The sequence below is a fragment of the uncultured Bifidobacterium sp. genome (assembly GCF_959020155.1).
Taxonomy (GTDB): Bacteria; Actinomycetota; Actinomycetes; order Actinomycetales; family Bifidobacteriaceae; genus Bifidobacterium.
The window spans coordinates 113,084-134,227 of sequence record NZ_CAUERC010000004.1 but is presented as its reverse complement, the minus strand read 5'-3'; the positions used below and the strand labels follow the sequence as shown (position 1 = coordinate 134,227).

The following is a 21,144-nucleotide window of genomic DNA, read 5'->3' as shown; positions in this document are numbered from 1 at the left end:
TATGACAAATGCAACCGATACCAGCAAGACATTGGGCGAGTCCATGTTCGCACAGTGCGGATATGCCCAGGACGCCATCGATAGGCGCGTGTCACAGGTCTGGTATGAAATTTTCGAAGGTCCGAACAAATTCTATTGGGAGAACGACGAAGGCCTTGCCTATGTGATGGACACCGGCAACAACGATGTACGTACCGAGGGTATGAGCTATGCGATGATGATCGCCCTGCAATACGACCGTAAGGACGTATTCGACAAGCTATGGGGCTGGGTAATGCGTCACATGTACATGAAGGACGGTCATCATGCGCATTATTTCGCATGGTCGGTCGCGCCGGACGGTACGCCGAACTCGAATGGTCCTGCACCTGACGGCGAGGAATATTTCGCGATGGACCTGTTCCTCGCCTCCCGTCGCTGGGGTGATGGCGAGGATATCTACGAATATTCCGCATGGGGACGCGAGATCTTGAGATATTGCGTTCATAAGGGCGAACGCTACGACGGCGAGCCCATGTGGAATCCCGACAACAAGCTCATCAAGTTCATTCCGGAAACCGAGTGGAGCGATCCGTCCTACCATCTGCCGCACTTCTATGAAGTATTCGCCGAAGAAGCCGACGAAGAAGACCGTCCATTTTGGCATGAGGCAGCCGCCGCAAGCCGTCGCTATCTGCAGGCGGCCTGCGACGAGCGGACCGGCATGAACGCTGAATACGCGGATTATGACGGAAAGCCGCATGTCGACGAGTCCAATCATTGGCATTTCTATTCCGACGCCTACCGTACCGCGGCGAATATCGGACTGGATGCAGTCTGGAACGGTCCGCAGGAAGTGCTGTGCGACCGCGTCGCCGCGCTGCAGCGATTCTTCCTGACCCACGACCGTACTAGCGTCTACGCCATCGACGGCACCGCCGTGGACGAGGTCGTGCTTCATCCGGTCGGATTCCTGGCCGCGACCGCGCAAGGCTCACTTGCGGCGGTGCATTCGGCCCAGCCCGACGCGGAACATAATGCCCGTGAATGGGTGCGCATGCTGTGGAATACGCCGATGCGAACCGGCACGCGTCGTTACTATGACAATTTCCTCTATGCTTTCGCCATGCTGGCGTTGAGCGGAAAGTATCGGTATGAATGATGATTACCTCAACTAATCCTACGGTCTACACGGATTTTCCTGATCCAGACATCATCCGGGTCGGAGACGTGTATTACATGGCCACTACGACTATGCATTTCACACCCGGGTGCGATATTCTGCGCAGCTATGACCTAGTGCATTGGGAATTCATTGCGCACGCATTGAATATCGTGGCGGATACCCCTGAAGAACGTTTGGAATGTGAAGGTGCCAACGCCTACGGTCGAGGCATGTGGGCGCCGTCACTGCGTTACCATCGGGGCACCTGGTATGTGTTGTTCGCCGCCAACGATACGCATACCAGCTATCTGCTGACGGCGGACGATCCATGCGGCCCATGGCGAAAGCGTGAGCTTGACGGCTTCTACCACGACAGCGGACTGTTCTTTGACGACGATGATCGAGCCTATGTCGTACATGGGCAGTCGACATTGCGCATCACGGAGTTGAATCCTGAATTAAGCGGGCCGATGCCGGGTGGGCTCGACCGGGTCATCGCACAGGACGATCCGCAGGCTGACCTTGGTTATGAGGGCAGTCACCTATACAAGCATGATGGACGCTATTACGTCTTCACCTGTCACTTCCCGCAAGACAAGGGCAAAACAGAAGCCTGCTTGATAGCCGAATCCTTGGATGGCGCTTTCGAAGCGCGTGAAATTATCGACGACGACCTGTCCTTCCACGGTTACGGAGTCGCGCAAGGCGGTATGGTGGACACTCCGGACGGCGACTGGTATGCATTCATGATGCAGGACCGCGGCGGTGTGGGACGCGTGCCGACACTGATGCCGATGCGGTTCGGCGAGGACGGATTCCCCGTCATCGGCGAGAACGGCAAAGTGCCGCATTCGGTCAGCGTGCCGGCTGCAAGCTGTGCCGAACCTGTCGCGCCCATCAACGGCAGCGAATTCATAGCCCGGCATAACGCTGAAGGCGGAGTCGATGCCAACTGTCTGCAGCCATACTGGCAGTTCAATCACATCACACATGACGAATACTGGTCACTGACGGAACGTCCGGGAGCATTCCGCCTGCATTCCGGACGCATCAGCTCGAATCTCAATCATGCATGGAACACGCTGACGCAGCGCACGATGGGGCCGGTGACGGTGGCCGAAGTCACCGTCGACGCGTCGACATTGCATGATGGCGACTTCGCCGGATTGGCGGCGTTCCAAGGATGCTATTCCTACATCGCGCTTACGCGAAGGAACGGCCGCACGATGCTGACCGTCCAATACAAGCCGGTGAATGACGATTCCATCTTCTCCGACAATGATTGGGACAGTCCAGCCGTAACGGATGCGGAAATCATGGCGGATGCGGATTGCATGCGCCTGCGCGCGGTATATGATTTCACCGATTGCAAGGATGAAGTGACGTTCTTCTACCGCGATGCGGATATGCCGGAATCCGAATGGCGCCCATTGGGGACAGCGCACCGGATGGTCTTCAAAATGGATCATTTCACAGGTTGCCGTATCGGATTGTTCCTGTATTCGACAAAAGAGACCGGTGGAATCGCCGATTTTTACGACTTTGCGTATTCGACGCCGAATACGAAGGAAGGAGGGCGATGAAGCGACAGGCCATAGTGGCGCAGGGAACTGTCGAAGGCTTGGCGGCTGAAGATCAGGGCATCACCGTGTTCCGAGGGGTCCCGTTCGCCCAGCCTCCCGTCGGCAGTCTGCGCTGGCGTGCGCCGCAGCCGGCCCTGCCATGGGATGGTGTGCTGCAAGCCTTCGATTTCGGGCCTACCGCGATGCAGCCGACGCCGGGTGCCTCCGATGATTTCTATGATCGTGAATGGGGCACCGATCCGGCCGTGCCGATGAGCGAGGATTGCCTCTACCTGAATATTTGGACTCCGGCATTACGCGGATATGGCGCGGATAGCATGGTAGCCTCCGAAAAGCTGCCGGTCATGGTCTGGATCTACGGCGGAGCCTATCAATGCGGCGGCACATTTGAAAAGGAATTCGACGGCACACATCTCGCCGCGAACGGCGTCGTTGTGGTCAGTGTGGCCTATCGTCTGAATGCATTTGGGTTTATGACGCACCCTTTGCTGCATGAGGAGGCCGTAGAACGCGGCGACGGCGAACCATATGCGAATTTCGGATTCCTGGATCAGCGTGCCGGAATCCAATGGGTGAAGGAAAACATCGCGAAGTTCGGCGGAGATCCGGAAAACATCACGGTTTTCGGTCAATCGGCCGGTGCCGCCAGCGTCTTGGCCCAGATCTGCTCGCCGATGAATCATGGCCTGTTTCAGAAAGCCATCATGCAATCCGGCGCAGGCCTAGGGCATTTCAATGCGCGGCAGGACACGCTGGAGCATGCGCAGGCCAACGGAATCCGTCTGTTCGAAGCATTGGGTGTCTCCACGCTGGAGCAGGCCCGTGCAATCCCGGCCCGAACGGTATTGGAAGCCGCCGAGTCCCTGCCTGTTCCACCGGACAGCGGACGTGAAGATGACTGGTCGATGATCGTCAATTGGGCGCCATGCGTGGACGGCCTGTTCCTTCCCGATCAGGAGGAGCGTATCGTCGAGGGCTGCAAGGCCAACAACGTCGACATGCTGGTCGGCAACACGACCAATGAGTTCATCGCTTCGACTGAAGATGGGAAGCCTGTGCATGTCGGCCAGCTCGGCAATCTCACGCTGATCCGCAAATGGACCGCAAGCGGTGGGACCGCGCCATACTACTATCATTTCGATGTCGCTATGCCGGGGGATGATGCCGGAGCCTTCCACTCATCCGATCTGTGGTTCTCCTTTGGAAGCCTTGCGAAATGCTGGCGTCCGTTCGTTGGATGGCATTACGATCTGGCAAGGCGAATGGGGCTGTACTGGACCAATTTTGCCGCCAATGGCGATCCCAACGGAACGGACCGTGACGGAACGCCGCTTCCTGTATGGGATCCTTGCATCGGTGAGGAATGCCCCGCCATGCATTTGTGCCAAGAACCGGGCATGCGGACGGATTGGCTTACCGAAACGGATCGAAAAGCATTCGGCATGTGACGGCATGCCGTTGATGTATACATACTGATATGTAAACAGGGACGGTCTTTGCGGATCGTCCCTGCCGCATAATGATTTGCCGTTGCGCGTGCAGGAGGATTTCGAGACTGATTATCCGACTTTTCACCGTTTCTGTCGTCTGGTTCGTCGGTGGCGTCTCGCGGAGGCTCGGGCCATTAAAGACCCTGTTCGGCGTTGTGCAGGCTAGGAGCTGTTTGAAGTGTTCTAGGCCGGACGTTTCGCCGTATAGGGGCGTGTCTGCGTGGATTCCGTCGGATGTGGCGTCTCAATTGTTGGACGTTGCGGTGAGCGTGAACGGGGGTGATTATGAGGAAGACTGAACCCCCCGCTCATGACCATTGCCGACACGATGGCCTATTTGCAGTGCAGTCGTCGGCTGTCTTGTTGGGTACCCAACTCGGGTACCTTGCTGGGTACCGGAAATGTTGGCATTGGCGTACATTTCCGTACATTCTCTGTTTGCGCCGTATGTTTTGAAATCGTTGGTATTCCGCCGTTTTGGCATGAAAAAAGGGCTTCCGGATTTCTCCGAAAACCCTCAAGGCGGAGTCAGAGGGATTCGAACCCTCGAGCCGCTAAACACGACTAACACCTTAGCAGGGTGCCCCTATCGGCCACTCAGGCATGACTCCACTGTTGCGTTACGACGCAACAGCATGTAACTATAGCATCTATCCGCGTGCGAAACACCATATTGTGAAAAAATGAGAGAAAAACGTGTGGTGATGTCAGTGGGACTCGAACTCGTGAGCCGTGTCGAGCGGTCTCATTGATATGCGACACGCCGGTATGCCCGCAGGTTTCGCCATATTCGAACATTTGTTCCAAAACTGCCGAATCGTTGTCTATCATGGAATCATGAGCACAGCACCAAGAATCGCAGCGGCCAAACGTGACTGGGGTCACGATGAGGTCGGATGCACGGTGCTGCATATCGACATGGACGCTTTTTTCGCATCCCTCGAAGTGGCGCGGCATCCGGAATACGCCGACAAACCGGTAATCATCGGCATCGGCAACCGTTCCGTGGTGTCCGCGGCGAACTATGAGGCACGCAAATACGGCATCAATTCGGCGATGGCAAGCTCCCGGGCAAGAAAACTATGCCCGAACGGCGTCTTTCTGCCGGTGGACATCCACTACTACCGTGAGATGTCCCGACGTATCTTCACAGAGGTGTTCTCCCGCGTCACCGATCGCATCGAACAGGTTTCCGTGGATGAATGCTATATGGACGTCTCCGGCGCGCTGCTGCGGTGGAAGAGTCCCCGCGCCATCGGAGCTTGGATACGCGATCAGGTCGCCAGACGGTACCACATCACCTGTTCCGTCGGCATCGCGGCGAACAAGCTTGTCGCCAAAATGGCTTCGACCAATGCCAAACCGGATGGCATGCTCATGATCCCCGTGGCCAGACATGCCGAATTCGTGCAGATGATGCCGTTGCGTGGCATACCTGGCATCGGTCCGTCCTTGGAGAAACGACTGAACGCATGGGGCGTTGATTCCGTGGCTGACTTGGCGAAGATGAGCATGGAATCGCTTGAGCAGGCGACGGGGTCAGCCATCAGCGCGCGCGGGTTGTACATGGCGGCACGCGGATTGGATGACCGCCCTGTCGCACCGCGTGCGCAGGAGAAATCCGTCGGCGCGGAACGCACGTTCGACAAGGACACCCAAGACATGCGGCAGGTGACATCCATGCTCCGCTGGTGTTGCGATGATGTGGCCGGCACGCTGCGCAGACGAGGGTTGATGGCGCGTAAGGTCATGGTGAAGCTGCGATTCCCGGATTTGAGCTATGCGACGAAAGGACATACGCTGGACTGTCCGACGGATGCGGCAAGCATGCTGTATCCGCAATGTGTCGCATTATTGCTGGCCATGATGGGCATGCCGGAAAGCTCTATCGACGCCATTTCCTTGACCAGACCGGTGCGACTTGCCGGCATGAGCGCGGGCGGTTTGGTCGAAGCGGCGGATGCGGCGGTTCAGCTTTCGCTTGATGACATGCTTGAAGAGCAGAACGAGGCGCAGCGGGGTCGTGGAACGGATACCGAACCGTCGACCCAATCGGAACGGCTACGCGGTGCGGAAGCGGCATTAGACGCGGTACGGCTCAAATACGGTAAAGGAAGCGTGCGTCTTGGCATATGGCGTGCGGGGCCATCAGGTAATCTTGAACATTGAGAGTGATGTGGAGCATGAGAAGAAACAGGGGGAGTGCCATGAGATACAGGGACAAGGCGGTGCATGCCCGCAACCCGGAAGTGCTGGTTGCAGGGCGTCGCAGGCTGGCCATCGTCGCAGCCGTCGTGCTTGTTGTATTGCTGGCGGTAGGTGGGTGGTTCCTGGCGCAGTGCTTGCGTTCATCACAGTCCCAAGCCGGGCAGGGGGCCACAACGCAGATGGACGTGGCCAAGCAGAAAAAGCATGTGGTGAAAAAGGCCGAGCCAAAGGAACATCACGGCAATTCGCCGGACTGTCCGGATACCGATTGCATCGCCATGATGGTCAATGGCGATCTGCTGTTCCACCCTGGTCTGTGGGACAACTTCGCCGGTCCCAATACCGCGGCGACGGACGGTACGGCCTATGACTTCACCAGTCTGTTCGAACCGATGCGCAAGTACATCGATGCCTCCGATATCGCGGTGTGCGAATTCGAAACGCCGATCGCGCCTCGCGGTGGCCCCTACACCGGGTATCCGGTGTTCAACATTCCCTCGGAGGTCGCCGACGCGGCCGCCAAGGTGGGGTATCGCGCATGCACGCATGCGTCGAACCATTCGTGGGATCAAGGCGCGGATGGCATCACACGCCTGTGGGATACCCTCGACCAGGACGGCATCGCCCAGACGGGCTCCTACAAGACCGAGGAAGACTCTACCAAACCGCTGGTCATCGATTCTCCGACCGGTGGCGGCAAACTGGGCCTGATCGCCGGTACCGTGTCCCTGAACGCGCAAACCCCCGATTATGATTGGCGCGTCGACCGTCTGCGCGAGAGCGGCGATCCGAACCATCAGGCCGACATCGACAAAGCCGTGGCCAAAGCCAAAGAGGCCCGTAAACAAGGCGCCGACGTGGTGGCCATCGCCATGCATTCCGTGCAAGAATATCTTGACTACGCCGACTCGTGGCAGCAGTCCGAAGCGCATGAGCTGGCCGACACCGGTGCGTTCGACGTCATCTACGGTGCCGGATGCCACTGCGCGCAGCCCGTTGAGAACTACAACGGCACATGGATCATCTACGGTCTGGGCAACGCGGTGACGGTCACGTCCTACATTCCAGGCAACGAGGTCAACAACCAAGGCGTGACGGCCCGCGTCCAATTCGCCGGCAAGAAAGGCGTGGCCGGCTCATGGCGGGTCAATCGCATCGATTGGGTGCCGACGGCCAATGTGCGTCAAGGCCAATACCAGTGGTGTCCGATTTCGGACGACCATCCGGATGGAGCCTGTTGGAACGAAACAGAAGATGCCAATCAGAGACAACGTATCTGGAACGTGATCTATTCCATGGGCGCGGACCAGAACGTGGTTCGCGAATGGAACATCACCGCAGAACAAGCTGGTTCATCTGGAAAGTAGTTTCCCGTGGCAGAATATGCCTCGTATTCGTTAATCGACCTGTATGGAGCGTTTCCGCTCGTGATGTGAGGTGAAAGAAATGGATGGAGTTTTCGAGACCCAGCCGGACCGCACCGACTTGCCGCTGGTGGTCATGCCGGTGGTCATCGAATCGATGATCGGACCGTTCAAACAGAACTTCACGATGCTCGAAAACGTGGCCCGCGTGCGGATGTACGAGGATTTCACACTGGACGAGGACACCATCGTGGAACGCTGCAAGGATGCCGACGCCGTCATGGTCATCGGATTCCACTGCGCCGATGCCATCCTCGACAGGCTCGACGCCAAGTGCTATGCGTTCGGAGGCACCGGCGTCGCCAGCTACATCAATCTTGAGAAAACCAAGGAACGCGGCATCCGCGTCTGCAACGTGCTGCATTACGGCGATCACGCCGTCGCCGAGCACGCCATGGCGTTGCTCATGGAACTGACCAGGCACGCCGGAGCGCTTGATATGCAGGTCAAGCAAGGCGATTGGGACGGTGCCGACGGTTTCGAACTGTTCGGCAAGAAGCTCGGCATCATCGGACTCGGCGGCATCGGGCAGACCGTGGCCGGCATCGCCAACGCTTTCGGCATGAAAGTATCCGCGTGGAACTCCCACGTGCCGGCACAGGTGTTCGAGAACCTGAATGTCACTCCGGTGGAAGACATGAACGAGTTGATCTCGAATTCAGACGTGGTCAGCGTGCATATGCCGTTGCTTGACTCCACCCGTGGCATCATCACGGCGAAGAACCTCGACGCGTTGCGTCCGGGAACCCTGTTCGTCAACACCGCCCGCGCCGAAGTCATCGAACCCGGCGCACTGCTCGCAAGACTTCAACGCGGAGACATTCCGGCGGCCTTGGACGTGTTCGATCATGAGCCGCTTGCCGCCGACGATCCTTTGTGCAAGATTCCCGGCATCGTGCTCACCCCGCACATCGCATGGCGCACCGACGGCGCGTATATCGGCATGACCAAGCAGGTGGTCCAATCCATCGCCGCCTTCTTCAAGGGGGAGGAATTCAACGTCGTCGTCTGAAAAAATAACCAGGAAGCAGCATATGCGCGCGGTCGGTGAGGTTAGGTAGGTTGAACAGCATGCAGACCATACTCGATTCCGCCGATCGGCCGGCGCACGACGCCTTCGTCGAAAAGAAATCGGAATTCATCGGAGACGCCTGTCATATCAGCTCGTTGGATGAGGCGCTCGCTTTCGTTCAGACGATCCGTGACCAGCATCCGAAAGCCCGGCATGTCGCCTATGCCGCGGTGTGTGGTGGATCCGATGGACGTCTTGCGGAACGCATGAGCGATGATGGCGAGCCGTCCGGAACCGCCGGCAAGCCCATTCTCGACGTGCTGCGGGCAAACGAAATGACTGATTGCGTGGTCGCGGTCACACGGTATTTCGGCGGTATCCTGCTTGGTTCCGGCGGCCTGATCCGTGCGTATTCCACAGGTGCGTCAATTGCGGTCAAGGCTGCTTCCAAGGCGAAAATCGTACCGTGCGGCGAATATCAGGTAACTCTTGATTATCCGCAGTTGGGCAGCTTCCAGAATCTGTTATCAACGGTGGAAGGCGAGCAGACCGACGCGCAGTACACTGACCGCATCGCCTTGACTGTGGTGGTTCCGCAGGAACAGGCGAATGTCTTCGAATCCCGAGTTGTGGAAACTTTCAACGCCACGGTCGTTCCGCAACTGGTGGGCACGTCCAACCGTCCGGTCAAAGTATGAGTTCACGTTGTGAGCCGCATGCATATAGTGTCGTAAGGTGAAAATATGAGTGATGAGAACGAGCAGCATGAGAATGATCCGCAGGCCGACGCCTCGAACGCCGATGAGACCGTGGATTTCGAGCCGTTGACCGCCACATACGAGCGGCTCCGGCATTCCACTGATTCCACCGCATTAAGCGAGTTCGCCAGACGTCCGCTGCCGGACCGGAGCGACCAGGCGGCGTTCTCCCGTGCCACCGCATTGCTTGAGGCTGTGGCTGGCAACGCGCATACGCCGGTGGAGGACCGCGTCTTCCTTGCCGAAACCATGCCGTTCCCGAACATTCTGGTCAAGCTTTCCACCGACGAGTCTCCTGAAGTACGCAAAGCCGTTGCGGGAAACGCCGATGACAAGAACTGGCTGGTGGGCCGACTGACCAAGGATGAGTCGCCCGAAGTGCGTGCCACCGCGCTGCGCAACAAACGTACGTCTTGGAAAATGCGTCTTGAAGGCGCCGAAGATTCCACCATGGATTCCGACACGCTTGATTTCCTGGGCTCGTTGGGAACGCAGGTCGAACCGGACGCTCCGGTGGTGCTTGCGACCATGGTGCGCAGGGCCGTCGCCTTGAATCCGAATGTTTCCGATCGGATGCTCCAGCAGTTGGCGCAGGACGCTTCAAGCGACGTGCAGAAGGCCGCTCAACGGCAGCTTGCGGAAAAATAATTGCATACGTTGTCATTTTTATGAGATTCCTGCGCGTGGTGCGCATGTTTTGGTCCTAGACTGGGAACCATGACAGAACAGACCGAAAACGCAACGCGTCTCGCCCGTCCGCTCATTCGTCTGGCAAAGCTGGTGGGTGTCGCCACCAGCTACGTCGGTATGAGCCATGATTACCACGAAATCGAAGACGATGTTCTAGTGGCGGTGCTCAAGGCGCTTGGTATTGACGCTTCCAACGATGAGGCGATCAACCAGTCCATCACATCCATCAAGTCCGAACGCGAAACGCGCGTGGTGGCTCCCACCGTGCTGCATATCGTGGGCAAGGAAAGCAAGGTGGAGGTGCACGGCGGCATGTTCGATGTGCCGGAAGCCTCCATCACGCTGGAAAACGGCAAGCAATTCACGGGCAAAATCTCCCATGAGGGCGGTGAGAAAATCGCCCATGAGATCAATGGCAGCTTCTTCTTCACGTCGTATCTCGTCCTGCCCGCCGATCTGCCCGAAGGCTATCACACCCTCGAGGTCACTGTCGGCAGCGAGACGGAGACTGCAACCGTTATCAGCGCTCCTGAGAAAATCGAACTGCTCGATGATATGAAGAACGGCTCCCTGTGGGGGTGGATGAGCCAGCTGTACTCCATCCGTTCCAAGGGATCCTGGGGCGTGGGAGACTTCGAAGATCTGAAGACCATGCTGGTCGAGGCCAAAAAGAAGACCGGCTCCGACTTCATGCTTATCAACCCGATGCACGCCGCGGAGCCGGTGCCTCCGCTGACGCCATCGCCGTATCTGCCGATTTCCCGCCGTTTCATCAATTTCAGCTACATCCGTCCGGAGTCCATGCCGGAATATCTCACGCTGTCCCACGAGGACAGGGCTGAAGTCGATGCGCTGCACGAGCAGGTCGAATCGCTGAATGACGACGCGCGGCTGATCGATCGCGACGCCATGTGGCGCGTCAAGAAGCATGCGCTGTGGGTCATCTACAAGGCCGGCCGAACCAAGGCTCGCCAGGCCGAATTCGACCGTTACCTCGCCGAATGCGGAGACGAGATCGAATCCTACGCCACCTGGTGCCTGTGCTACGACAAGTGGGGAGCTCCCTCCGACGACGCCGATAATTGGGTGCGCAAATACAACCGTGATTCCGAAGAAGTCGCGCAGTTGCGTGAGAAGTTCCCGGACACCCTTGAGTTCTACCGCTGGCTTGAGTGGGTCGCCACCGATCAGTTGCACGCGGCGCAGCAGGCCGCCCGCAAGGCCGGTATGAAGATCGGCATCGTCGCGGATATGGCCGTCGGCGTGCATCCGGCAGGATCCGATGTGTGGTGGAATCCGGAACGCTTCGCCAAGGGCGCCACGGTCGGTGCCCCGCCGGACATGTTCAACCAGCAGGGCCAGGATTGGAGCCAGCCGCCGCTTAACCCGATCGCCCTCGAACAGACCGGATTCAAGGTGTACCGGGATATGGTGCATGACATGTTCGCCAATGCCGGTGCGGTGCGTATCGATCATATCCTTGGTCTGTTCCGCCTATGGTGGATTCCGGAAGGCAAGCCCGCCACTGATGGCACATATGTGCATTACGATTCCGATGTCATGCTCGGCATTCTCGCGCTTGAGGCTTCCCGCGCTGGTGGCGTGGTTGTCGGCGAGGATCTGGGTGTCGTGCCGGCCTATGTGTCCAAGTCGCTGTCCGAACATGGCATTCTCGGCTGTGCCGTGGAATGGTTCGAACAGATGGACGGTGTGTTCCGCACTCCGAAGGATTGGCGTCCGTACGCACTGGCGTCCGTCAATACGCATGACATGCCTCCGGCGGCCGGTTACCTCGAATATGGCCACGTCAAGTTGCGTGAGCAGCTCGGCCTGCTGTCCGGTCCGGTGGAGGAATTCCAGAAGTCCGCAACCGCCGAGCACAATGCCATGCTGAACATGCTGGTCGAGGAGGGCTATCTCGACAAGGCTGCTCTGGATGACGAAGCCGCCAACGAAAACGAGATTGTCGACGCGCTGTACCGTGGTCTGAAAGGTTCGCCCTGCAAGCTCATGGCCGCCTCCATCGTCGACGCGGTCGGTGAGAAGCGCACGCAGAACCAGCCGGGCACCAATAACGAGTATCCGAATTGGCGTATTCCGCTGGCCGATGGCGAAGGCAACGTGGTGCCGCTCGAAAAGCTCTTCGACGAACCGCGTCTGCAGGAGATCACCGCCATCATGCGTGGCTGATCTTCTATAGGCGATTCCATGGGGTGTCCACAGGTCCGACGGTCTGCGGACACCCTTGTTTTTCGTGTTGCCGAATGTCAAGGCAGGCGATATACTAGTAGACTGTTGTGTTTCCCTACGGGGTCCTTCAAAGCGCTTTTCCCACTCGCCATCGAGGACTTTCAGGGAGCCCACGGATAATGAGACCTGAAAAACGGCATTATTCCGCGCCCAACCAACGCGTGTAATGCTGATGGATGGTCCGGAACACAATATATAGAAAAGGTACATCGTGAAAACTTTCACTCCGAAGCCAGCTGATCTGACTCACGACTGGTACGTCATCGACGCCACCGACGTGGTGCTCGGCCGTCTCGCCTCCCAGGCAGCCATCCTGCTGCGTGGCAAGAACAAGCCGACCTACGCTCCGCACGCCGATTCCGGCAACCACGTGATCATCCTCAACGCCGACAAGATCGCTCTGACCGGCAACAAGTTGGGCAAGGAACTGTACATGCACTCCGGTCGTCCGGGTGGCCTGCGTCGCGATAGCTACGCCCAGCTGCTCAAGACCAACCCCGAGCGCATCATCAAGTCTGCCATCAAGGGCATGCTGCCGAAGAACCGTCTGGCCAAGGTTCAGCTGGATCGTCTCCACATCGTTCGCGGTGCCGAGCATCCGTACGCTGGCATGAAGCCGCAGGTTTTCGAGATCGCTCAGGTCTCGCAGCAGGCTAAGTGAACCGAAGGGAGATAAGAAACATGGCTGAAAACACCAACGACTCCGCGGTTCTCGAGACCGAAGAGGAGCTCACCTCGTACACCACCGAGACCAACGCTGGCGCTGGCACCGGTACTTCCACCATCGCTCCGGGCTACGGCACCGGTCGTCGTAAGGAAGCCGTCGCCCGTGTTCGCCTGGTTCCGGGCACCGGCAAGTGGACCATCAATGGTCGCACCCTGGAAGAGTACTTCCCGGCCAAGCTGCTGCAGCGTGAGGTCAACTCCCCGATCGTTCTGCTCAAGCTCGAAGGCAAGTTCGACGCTATCGTCCTCGTTGACGGTGGCGGCACCACCGGCCAGGCTGGCGCAATCCGCCTGGGCGTTGCCCGCGCTCTGAACGCTATCGATCGTGATGCGAACCGCGCCGCCCTGAAGAAGGCTGGCTTCCTGACCCGCGACGCCCGCGTCGTGGAACGCAAGAAGGCTGGTCTGCACAAGGCACGTCGCGCTCCGCAGTTCTCGAAGCGCTAAAGCTTACAGCAAGCTTTATTCGAAACCCCTCGGAAACCTATGGTCTCCGAGGGGTTTCCTCGTTATTGTGGGCAAGCGTTAGATGCGTTGGACGCAATGGGCCCGTTAGATGTGTTGGACGTATCTGGCAGACGTTGCAGATGAAGCATCCGCATCTCCCTCATTCGCGGCCCACCCGTTACCGGACGTTTCGGATGGGCCGTTTGCGTATTGATGTATGCGCCGATTCGTTGCGCCGTCCGCTGCGCGTCAATCCGTCGAAATCTGCTTCATCGCGCTGATGCTCAGAGCCGGCAGCGTCCACAGGGTCGGATCGTCCTCGGACAACCCGTCGTCAGCGGAGTTCAGACTGTCGGCATTCTCATCCATCTGCCAATACATGGTATTGAGACGCTGCAGATGGTTGCGGAATCGCCCGGCAGGTTTGTCCTCCGCTTCCTCATCGAACTCGGCCAGCTTCTCGATCTGCGTGCCCTGTCCGGGATATTCGCCGGCGATTTCCGCCGAGGACCAGATCATTTCCCATTCGATGTCGTTGGGCAGATGGAATCTGACGTTCTCGTCGGACCCATTGACCAGAATGAGCAGGCTTGGCTCGTCGGGGGAGAGCAGCTGCATGGCGAACGATCGGACCGAGGGATTCGTCCAATCCGCATCATGCGGCGTCTTTCCGTTCGGCAGGAACCAGTGCACGCGGTCGGATTTCTTCAACAGTCCGATTTTGCTCAGTCGGGTGAAGAAATCCTCATGGTTGTAGAGGTCCCGGGCCTTTCTCAGCGCTATCAGCCGGGAAGTGAGGTTGAACAGCTTGAGCTCCGCGGTCTGCTCGGTGCTGTACAGCCAATCCCAATCCAGCCATGTGGTCTCATTGTCCTGCGTGTAGGCGTTGTTGTTGCCGTTCTGCGAGTTGCCGAATTCGTCGCCGGCAAGCAGCATCGGCGTGCCCAGGGAGAGCAGCAGCGTGCCCAGCATGTTCATGATGGCCCGTTCTCGTTGCTGTGTGATGATCGGATCACTGCACGGGCCTTCATGTCCGAAATTGACGGAATGGTTGTTGTCGCTGCCGTCCCGGTTGTTCTCTCCGTTGGCTTCGTTGTGCTTATGCCGATACTGGGTCAGATCGGCGGTGGTGAAGCCGTCGTGGCATGCCACGTAGTTCACGGATGCGGTCGATCCGCGTCCGGGGTCGGTGGCGAACAGATCGGCTGAGCCGCATAGGCGCGTGGCCATGGACTGCATGGTCATGTCGCCGGTTTCACCACCACGTGCACGTTCCACATCGGTCAGCCAGAAGGTGCGTGTGCAATCGCGGAAGCGGTCGTTCCATTCCGCGAAGGGGATGCCGAATTGTCCCGTTCTCCAGCCGTTCGGGCCGCAATCCCACGGTTCCATGATCATCTTGAGGTTGCCGAGCAGCAGATCGGAGCGCAACGCGTACAGGAACGGGTGGTATCGCGTGAATTCGCCGTCAAGACGCGCCAGCGTCGCCGCAAGGTCGAAGCGGAAGCCGTCGATGCCGATTCGCTTGGCCCAGTAGCGAAGCGAATCCACGGCGAAGGTGGTGACGTGCGTGTTGGTGAAGTCAAGCGAATTGCCGCATCCCGTCGTGTCGTACAGGCGACTGACCTTGTCTTTGGTCCGTCGGTAATAGGCGAGGTTGTCGAGTCCACGCCAGCAAATGGTCGGGCCTTCGGGGCCTGATTCGCAGGTGTGGTTGTACACCACGTCCATGATGACCTCGAAACCGGCCTCATGCATGGCCCTCACCATGTCGATGACCTCCTGCCGCACGGCGCCCGCTCCCGCTTCCTGCGCCTGCTTGGTGGCGTACGAGGCTTCGGGGGCGAAGTAGCCGAGCGTGGAATAGCCCCAGTAATTCGTGCGATTGCGTTCCTGCAGGAACAGTTCGGATTGCTTGGCTTGGATGGGCAGCAGTTCGATGGATGTCACGCCGAGGTCCTGCAGATAGGAGAGCGTGGCCGGATGGGCGAGGCCGGCATAGGTGCCGCGCAATTCCGGAGGAAGCCATGGGGCGTTCGCGGTGAATCCTTTGACGTGCAGTTCGTAGATGACGGTTTTGCTCCATGGCACATGCGGGTGGGATGGTTCTCCCATATGCTTGTTGATGTCGCGGTCGTCAATGGCCACGGAAACAGGCATGTGTCCCAGAGAGTCCACGGTGCTCATCGGTCCGAACGGCGAACCGGCGACCTTGCCGTTTTTGATCTCGCATTCGTAGGCGAAGGCGCCCGGGTCGAGTTCCATCTTGCCTTCGATGCCTTTGGCGTATGGGTCGAGCAGCAGTTTGTATGGATTGAAGCTCACGCCATGGTTTGGATCCCATGGGCCATTGACGCGGTATCCGTATTGCATGCCGTCCCAAGCTTTGGGAAGGTGCACATACCATAGTCCGTAATTCGGTCCATCCATATGGAACAGGGTTTCTCGCAGGTTCAGCGAGGGGATGCGTCTGGTGCAGATGCGTTGTGTTTTCGCCTGCTCGATGAACGACACGTCAGGCTCGTTGAACAGGCGTACGGCATCGGCGTAGAAGGCGCTGGGCTGGTTGAGCGGTTCGAGCACGCAGAACCACACTTGATCGGCGGTCTCGGAACGGACGACGGCGTCCGCACCACCGTCATCGGTGAAGTAGAGTCCGGGGCGGGTTGCGTATCGGTGCAGGGGTGGATTCTTCATGTCTCCATTGTAAACGCCGGAATACGTCGATTGTTCGAGCGAGGGTCGTTGCGCGACGTTGTGTTTTCGATGTGATTTCTTTTTGATTTTTATGGGCGATTGTTGTCTCTTGTCGCCGTCTCGATGATGCGGAAGCCTTGGAAATAAGCGCGACACGCTTTGTAAAGAACTTTACAAAAAGCAATTTGCAAAACTTTTTGGAAAAGCGTATAGTGTGAGATATCGCGCAGGGGGTCTGCGGGAAGCAAAAACAAAATCTTTCAGTGAGGAAGGAACAATCATGAAGGCTTTGGTTCTGACTGGCATCAAGCAGTTCGAGATCCAGGAACTGGACACTCCTGAGATTCAGCCGAACGAGGTGCTGATCAACACCGCTTACGCAGGTGTCTGCGGCACCGACCATGACCTGTACGCCGGCCGTCCGGGCTCCGCTCCGGCCGTTCCGCCGATCATCCTCGGCCATGAGAACTCCGGTGTCGTCGCAGCCATCGGCTCCGAGGTCACCAACGTCAAGGTCGGCGACCGTGTTGCCGTCGATCCGAACATCTACTGCGGCCAGTGCGAGTACTGCCTGACCCAGCGTCCTGAGCTGTGCGATCACCTGAGCGCCGTCGGCGTCACCCGTAACGGCGGTCTGGCCGAGCAGTTCACCGCTCCGGCCACCGTGGTCTACAAGCTGCCGGACAACGTCTCCCTGCGCGACGCCGCCGCCATCGAGCCGGTGTCCTGCGCCGTGCACGGCCTCGACCTGCTCAAGCTGCGTCCGTACCAGAAGGCTCTGGTCATCGGCGACGGCTTCATGGGCCAGATCTTCGCCCAGCTGCTGCAGGCCTACGGCGTGCACCAGGTGGACCTCGCCGGCATCTTCGACGAGAAGCTGCAGCGCAACAAGGAGCAGTTCGGCGTCACCGAAACCTACAACACCACCCGCGAGCAGATTCCGGCTGATTCCTACGACGTCATCGTCGAGGCCGTCGGCCTGCCGACCACCCAGGCCCAGGCTGTCGCCGCCGCCAAGAAGGGCGCTCAGGTGCTGATGTTCGGTGTTGGCCCGCAGGAAGCTCACTTCGAGATGAACACCTACGACATCTACAAGAAGCAGCTGACCATCCAGGGCTCCTTCATCAACCCGCTGACCTTCCGCGACGCCATCTCGCTGGTCTCCTCCGGCAAGATGAACATCGGCGGCCTCATCAGCCACGAGCTCGAGCTCGAGCAGGTGCAGGACTTCCTCGACGGCAAGATCACCGGCGTTTCCAAGGCCGTCGTCAAGGTTGGCAAGTGACGTCGCAAACGGTTTTGCGACTGTTCTGAAAATCGTGGCCGCCGCACGTTACCTCTCTCGCGGCGGCCATCGCTTTGTATAAACCGGGTGCCATGGCAAGGCGGCCATGACACCTGACCCCCGAATAATCCATATTGAAATAATCCATATTGATTCGTACGATTTTCTCATAGTTGAGAGATGTATCGGGTAAAGGTGCTCGCATGATTAAGCTTCTTGAACGGCTCGGCGTTCCGCGTACGCTGATGCTCGGCTTCCTCGCCGTCGCGATCTTCATGACCGGCGATGGTTTTGAACTGACGTTCCTGTCGAAATTCATGGTGGATCAGGGATTCACCTCGTCCCAGGCCTCGCTGCTGGTCACCGTGTACGGCCTGTTCGCTGCCTTCGGCGGATGGTCGGCAGGTGTGCTTGCCGAGATGTTCGGCGCGCGCAAGGTCATGATGTTCGGCGCGTGCTGGTGGATCGGCGTGCATCTGCTGTTCCTCGGCGTGGCCATTCCAAGCCATATCTATCCGTTGATCCTGGGCCTGTACGCCATCCGTGGCATCGGCTATCCGCTGTTCATCTACAGCTTCGTGGTGCTGATGGCTCAGTACATTTCGCCATCGCGACTCGCTTCGGCAACCGGCTTCTTCTGGACCTGCTTCTCGCTGGGCATCGGTGTGTTCGGCGCTTATCTGCCGAGCTTCATCATGCCGATCGTCGGCGAATACAAGACCTTCTGGTTCGCTCTGCCGTTCTCCATCGTCGGCACGCTCATGTGCTTCTTCTTCGTGCCGAAGAACAAGGTCGTCAAGGGCGAGGGTCTGAGCCGCAAGGAGCAGCTTAAGGAACTTGCCGAAGGCGCCACCATCCTCGTCACCAACCGCAAGATCCTCATCTGCGCCATCATCCGTATCATCAACAACCTGCTGCTGTACGGCTTCCCGGTCATCATGCCGCTGTACCTGTGCACCACGCACAACGGAGGCATCAACATCTTCAAGACCGAGGAATGGATGCGCATCTGGGGCTTCGTGTTCGTCGTCACCCTGATCTTCAACACCTTCTGGGGCTGGTTCATGGACCGCTATGGATGGGTGTGGCCGATGCGTTGGTTCGGTTGCGCGGTGCTCGCCGTCGGTTCCGTCGCCTTCTACTACATTCCGCAGTGGTTCGGCGCGAACGCGGTGATGATGATCATCGCTTCGATCATCGTCGGCATCGGCACCTGCGCCTTCTCCTCGCTGCCGACCATCATGACGCTGTATGCCGGCGAAGGCAAGCAGGGCGCGGCACTGTCCGCCTACAACCTTGCGGCTGGTCTGACCACGTTTGCCGGCCCTGGCATCGCCACCATCCTGCTGCCGACCATCGGCTACGGCGGCGTGTGCTGGACGTACGCGGCCCTGTACGTGCTGGCGTTCATCCTGACGCTGTTCATCCGTCCGCAGCAGCCTGGCTTCGACAGCCACGGCCACCGCATCAAGAAGTCCGCCGACTCCGTCAAGGAAGTCGCGGCCGAAGCCAAAGAAGATGCGCCTGCCGTCGCCTGACCCCGTCCATGTCGGGCGCCTGCCCCACGGGCGTCCGACACTTTGACAAAACACAACAATTTTCAAGTACCATTGCCCACGCATAACCCACAATGAAGGAGAACATCATGAGCAAGCCCATGACCGCATTCACCACTGATTTCCAGCATTCCGGCATGGTCGCCAAGGATTTGGACGAGACCATCGCCTTCTACACCGAGAAGCTCGGCTTTGAGGTCGCTGGCATCTTCCACAACGGCGAGAACCGCTGCGCCTTCCTGCGTTACGGCCACCTGACCATCGAGACCTGGGAGGGCGAGCCGGCCCCGATGACCGCCGGTGCCATCAACCACTGGGCTTTCGACACCCCGGACATCGAAGCGGCCTTCGAAAACGCCAAGGAACTCGGCCTGAAGTTCAAGGACACCGAGATCCAGCACATCGACAGCTTCTGGGAGCACGGCATCCGCTTCTTCAACGTGTACGGTCCGAACGGCGAGACCATCGAGTTCTGCCAGATCGTCTGATTGTTCGGCTGATAAAGACGAGGGGCGTTCCCATCCACAGCAACGGGATGGGAACGCCCCTCGTCTTTGTGTATGTGTTTGCATACGCGTTTTTCGCGCGTATGCAAACACATATTGCGCGTGTGCCGTCACGCTTCCGTGTTGCAGACGTCCGTGACGTAGGACTGCACGAATCGCAGCGCGGCGCCGATGATGTTCTGGTCTTCCACGCACAGGCTCTTGCGCAGCGTGAAGCGGGTGTCGTGGAACGCGCTTTTCTCATCGATTAAGGACTTGAGCCTGTCCATATCGTCCGAATCGAGATACCGTGCCGCTTCGCCGCCGATGATGATGTCGCCGGCAAGCAGCGCGCGGATGTTGCTTACGGCCTGTGCCACGTTGGCAAGCCAATGGTCGAAGCGCTTGCGATGATCGTGCTCGCCCTGCCTCAGCACGCTGAAGAATCCCGACAGGCTTTCGCCGTCCTCCAGCAGGGTCTCCGGCGAGCAGTACGTGTCCATGCAGCCGTATTGGCCGCAGTAGCATTTGTTGCCGCCGGGCACAAGCGTCATATGTTCGATGACGCCGTTGCGCAGGTTCGGCCCCTGATAGAGCTGTCCGTCGATGATCACCGCGCCGCCGGGGCGCATTTCCAGATATACGCAGACCGCGTCGCTGAGTGCATGGTCGAGCCATAGCTCCGCCATGGCCGAGGCGTCGGAATCGTGGATCATGATGCTGGGATAATGCACGTTCTGCGCGATGGTGTCCAACTTGACGCCGGTATTGCCCATGATGCTGCCGAAGCTGATGGTCGTTCCGTCCGCGGAGACGATGCCCTGGATGGCGAAGGCGACTCCTAAGACGTCGGTGCCGCCACGTTCGATCTTCTCCGCGAAATCGTTGATGATGCCGCCGATCTTCTGATAGTAAGCATCGGTGTTGCGGTAGGGGAGCGCGGTATGGTGCCGTGCGATGACGCCGCCGTGCAGATCGATGGCGCATAGATTCAGGCTATTGGAGCGCATGGAGACGCCGATGGCTGCTTTGAACCGGGACTTGAACACGAAGGTCTGCGCCTTCCTGCCGCCCGTGGATCCCAGTTGCTCGCCTTTGCCTACAAGACCTTCCTGTTCTAGCGCGCGCAGATTCTGGGTGATGGTGGGCAGACTCAGTCCGAGTTCCCGTTCCAGAACCTGTTTGGTCGCGGGGCCGTTCGCGTACAGATATCTGGTCAGGGCTCGCTTGTTGAGCTCCTTCACTGCCATGGTCGGCGCGGCTTTCATGTCTGCTCCTTTGCGGATGATGTATTACTTCGTCCGATTATACCTTTACAAAAGTATTTTTAGGAAGTTCGCGCCGTTTTGCAACAAAAATAAAAGACTTTAAAAAAAGTCGTTTAGAAAA

Annotated in this window: 16 protein-coding genes and 1 tRNA gene; 14 read left to right on the top strand and 3 right to left on the bottom strand. The window is 58.5% G+C overall.

Going from position 1 to position 21,144, the window contains the following annotated elements; genetic code table 11:
• Nucleotide 1: 1 nt before the first annotated feature.
• The 3 genes from Q5H31_RS02605 to Q5H31_RS02595 are packed head-to-tail and all read left to right on the top strand — an operon-like array spanning nucleotide 2 to nucleotide 4,175.
• Nucleotides 2-1,141, top strand: coding sequence for a glycosyl hydrolase family 8 (locus Q5H31_RS02605; protein WP_302457450.1), 1,140 nt, complete (start codon nucleotides 2-4; stop codon nucleotides 1,139-1,141).
• Nucleotides 1,138-2,727 carry a glycoside hydrolase 43 family protein gene (locus Q5H31_RS02600; protein WP_302457449.1) on the top strand — a complete coding sequence of 530 codons (1,590 nt, stop codon included), beginning with the start codon at nucleotides 1,138-1,140 and terminating at the stop codon, nucleotides 2,725-2,727. The genes Q5H31_RS02605 and Q5H31_RS02600 overlap by 4 nt, the downstream gene beginning before the upstream one ends.
• Nucleotides 2,724-4,175, top strand: coding sequence for a carboxylesterase/lipase family protein (locus Q5H31_RS02595; RefSeq protein WP_035010116.1), 1,452 nt, complete (start codon nucleotides 2,724-2,726; stop codon nucleotides 4,173-4,175). The genes Q5H31_RS02600 and Q5H31_RS02595 overlap by 4 nt, the downstream gene beginning before the upstream one ends.
• 565 nt (nucleotides 4,176-4,740) lie before the next feature.
• Here Q5H31_RS02595 and Q5H31_RS02590 read toward each other — a convergent pair.
• A tRNA-Ser gene (locus tag Q5H31_RS02590) sits at nucleotides 4,741-4,828 on the bottom strand.
• A 226-nt stretch (nucleotides 4,829-5,054) separates the two neighbouring features.
• Between Q5H31_RS02590 and dinB the strand changes: the two genes are divergently transcribed.
• The 8 genes from dinB (at nucleotide 5,055) to rpsI (ending at nucleotide 13,732) form a co-directional block, all read left to right on the top strand.
• Entirely contained in the window at nucleotides 5,055-6,386 is a 1,332-nt protein-coding gene (gene dinB / locus Q5H31_RS02585) for a DNA polymerase IV (protein ID WP_055309033.1), read from the top strand.
• A gap of 5 nt (nucleotides 6,387-6,391) precedes the next feature.
• Complete coding sequence (locus Q5H31_RS02580) at nucleotides 6,392-7,792, top strand: CapA family protein (protein ID WP_181971722.1); 1,401 nt, start codon at nucleotides 6,392-6,394, stop codon at nucleotides 7,790-7,792.
• Between the two features lie 79 nt (nucleotides 7,793-7,871).
• Entirely contained in the window at nucleotides 7,872-8,861 is a 990-nt protein-coding gene (locus Q5H31_RS02575) for a D-2-hydroxyacid dehydrogenase family protein (RefSeq protein WP_011742812.1), read from the top strand.
• A 59-nt stretch (nucleotides 8,862-8,920) separates the two neighbouring features.
• The gene (locus Q5H31_RS02570; RefSeq protein ID WP_003807921.1) at nucleotides 8,921-9,559 is read left to right on the top strand and encodes a YigZ family protein; all 639 of its coding nucleotides are present in this window, start codon (nucleotides 8,921-8,923) and stop codon (nucleotides 9,557-9,559) included.
• A 45-nt stretch (nucleotides 9,560-9,604) separates the two neighbouring features.
• Nucleotides 9,605-10,267, top strand: coding sequence for a hypothetical protein (locus Q5H31_RS02565; RefSeq protein ID WP_033499303.1), 663 nt, complete (start codon nucleotides 9,605-9,607; stop codon nucleotides 10,265-10,267).
• A gap of 69 nt (nucleotides 10,268-10,336) precedes the next feature.
• The gene (gene malQ, locus Q5H31_RS02560; protein WP_302457448.1) at nucleotides 10,337-12,499 is read left to right on the top strand and encodes a 4-alpha-glucanotransferase; all 2,163 of its coding nucleotides are present in this window, start codon (nucleotides 10,337-10,339) and stop codon (nucleotides 12,497-12,499) included.
• A gap of 271 nt (nucleotides 12,500-12,770) precedes the next feature.
• On the top strand, nucleotides 12,771-13,220 hold the full coding sequence (gene rplM / locus Q5H31_RS02555; protein WP_204441774.1) for a 50S ribosomal protein L13: 450 nt from the start codon (nucleotides 12,771-12,773) through the stop codon (nucleotides 13,218-13,220).
• 20 nt (nucleotides 13,221-13,240) lie between these two features.
• Nucleotides 13,241-13,732, top strand: a complete 492-nt coding sequence (gene rpsI / locus Q5H31_RS02550; RefSeq protein ID WP_003807930.1) for a 30S ribosomal protein S9 — start codon at nucleotides 13,241-13,243, stop codon at nucleotides 13,730-13,732.
• A gap of 249 nt (nucleotides 13,733-13,981) precedes the next feature.
• Here the strand turns inward: rpsI and glgX are convergent, their stop codons facing one another.
• On the bottom strand, nucleotides 13,982-16,429 hold the full coding sequence (glgX, locus tag Q5H31_RS02545) for a glycogen debranching protein GlgX (RefSeq protein ID WP_033499301.1): 2,448 nt from the start codon (nucleotides 16,427-16,429) through the stop codon (nucleotides 13,982-13,984).
• A gap of 280 nt (nucleotides 16,430-16,709) precedes the next feature.
• Between glgX and Q5H31_RS02540 the strand changes: the two genes are divergently transcribed.
• The 3 genes from Q5H31_RS02540 to Q5H31_RS02530 all read left to right on the top strand — a co-directional run bounded on the left by Q5H31_RS02540 (nucleotide 16,710) and on the right by Q5H31_RS02530 (nucleotide 19,758).
• On the top strand, nucleotides 16,710-17,714 hold the full coding sequence (locus tag Q5H31_RS02540; protein ID WP_035010106.1) for a zinc-dependent alcohol dehydrogenase family protein: 1,005 nt from the start codon (nucleotides 16,710-16,712) through the stop codon (nucleotides 17,712-17,714).
• 203 nt (nucleotides 17,715-17,917) lie between these two features.
• Nucleotides 17,918-19,252, top strand: a complete 1,335-nt coding sequence (locus tag Q5H31_RS02535; protein WP_302457447.1) for an MFS transporter — start codon at nucleotides 17,918-17,920, stop codon at nucleotides 19,250-19,252.
• 107 nt (nucleotides 19,253-19,359) lie between these two features.
• Entirely contained in the window at nucleotides 19,360-19,758 is a 399-nt protein-coding gene (locus tag Q5H31_RS02530) for a VOC family protein (protein WP_085379317.1), read from the top strand.
• Between the two features lie 128 nt (nucleotides 19,759-19,886).
• On the opposite strand, the gene Q5H31_RS02525 is transcribed toward Q5H31_RS02530, so the two are convergent.
• The gene (locus Q5H31_RS02525; protein WP_055309027.1) at nucleotides 19,887-21,023 is read right to left on the bottom strand and encodes an ROK family transcriptional regulator; all 1,137 of its coding nucleotides are present in this window, start codon (nucleotides 21,021-21,023) and stop codon (nucleotides 19,887-19,889) included.
• Nucleotides 21,024-21,144 lie beyond the last annotated feature (121 nt).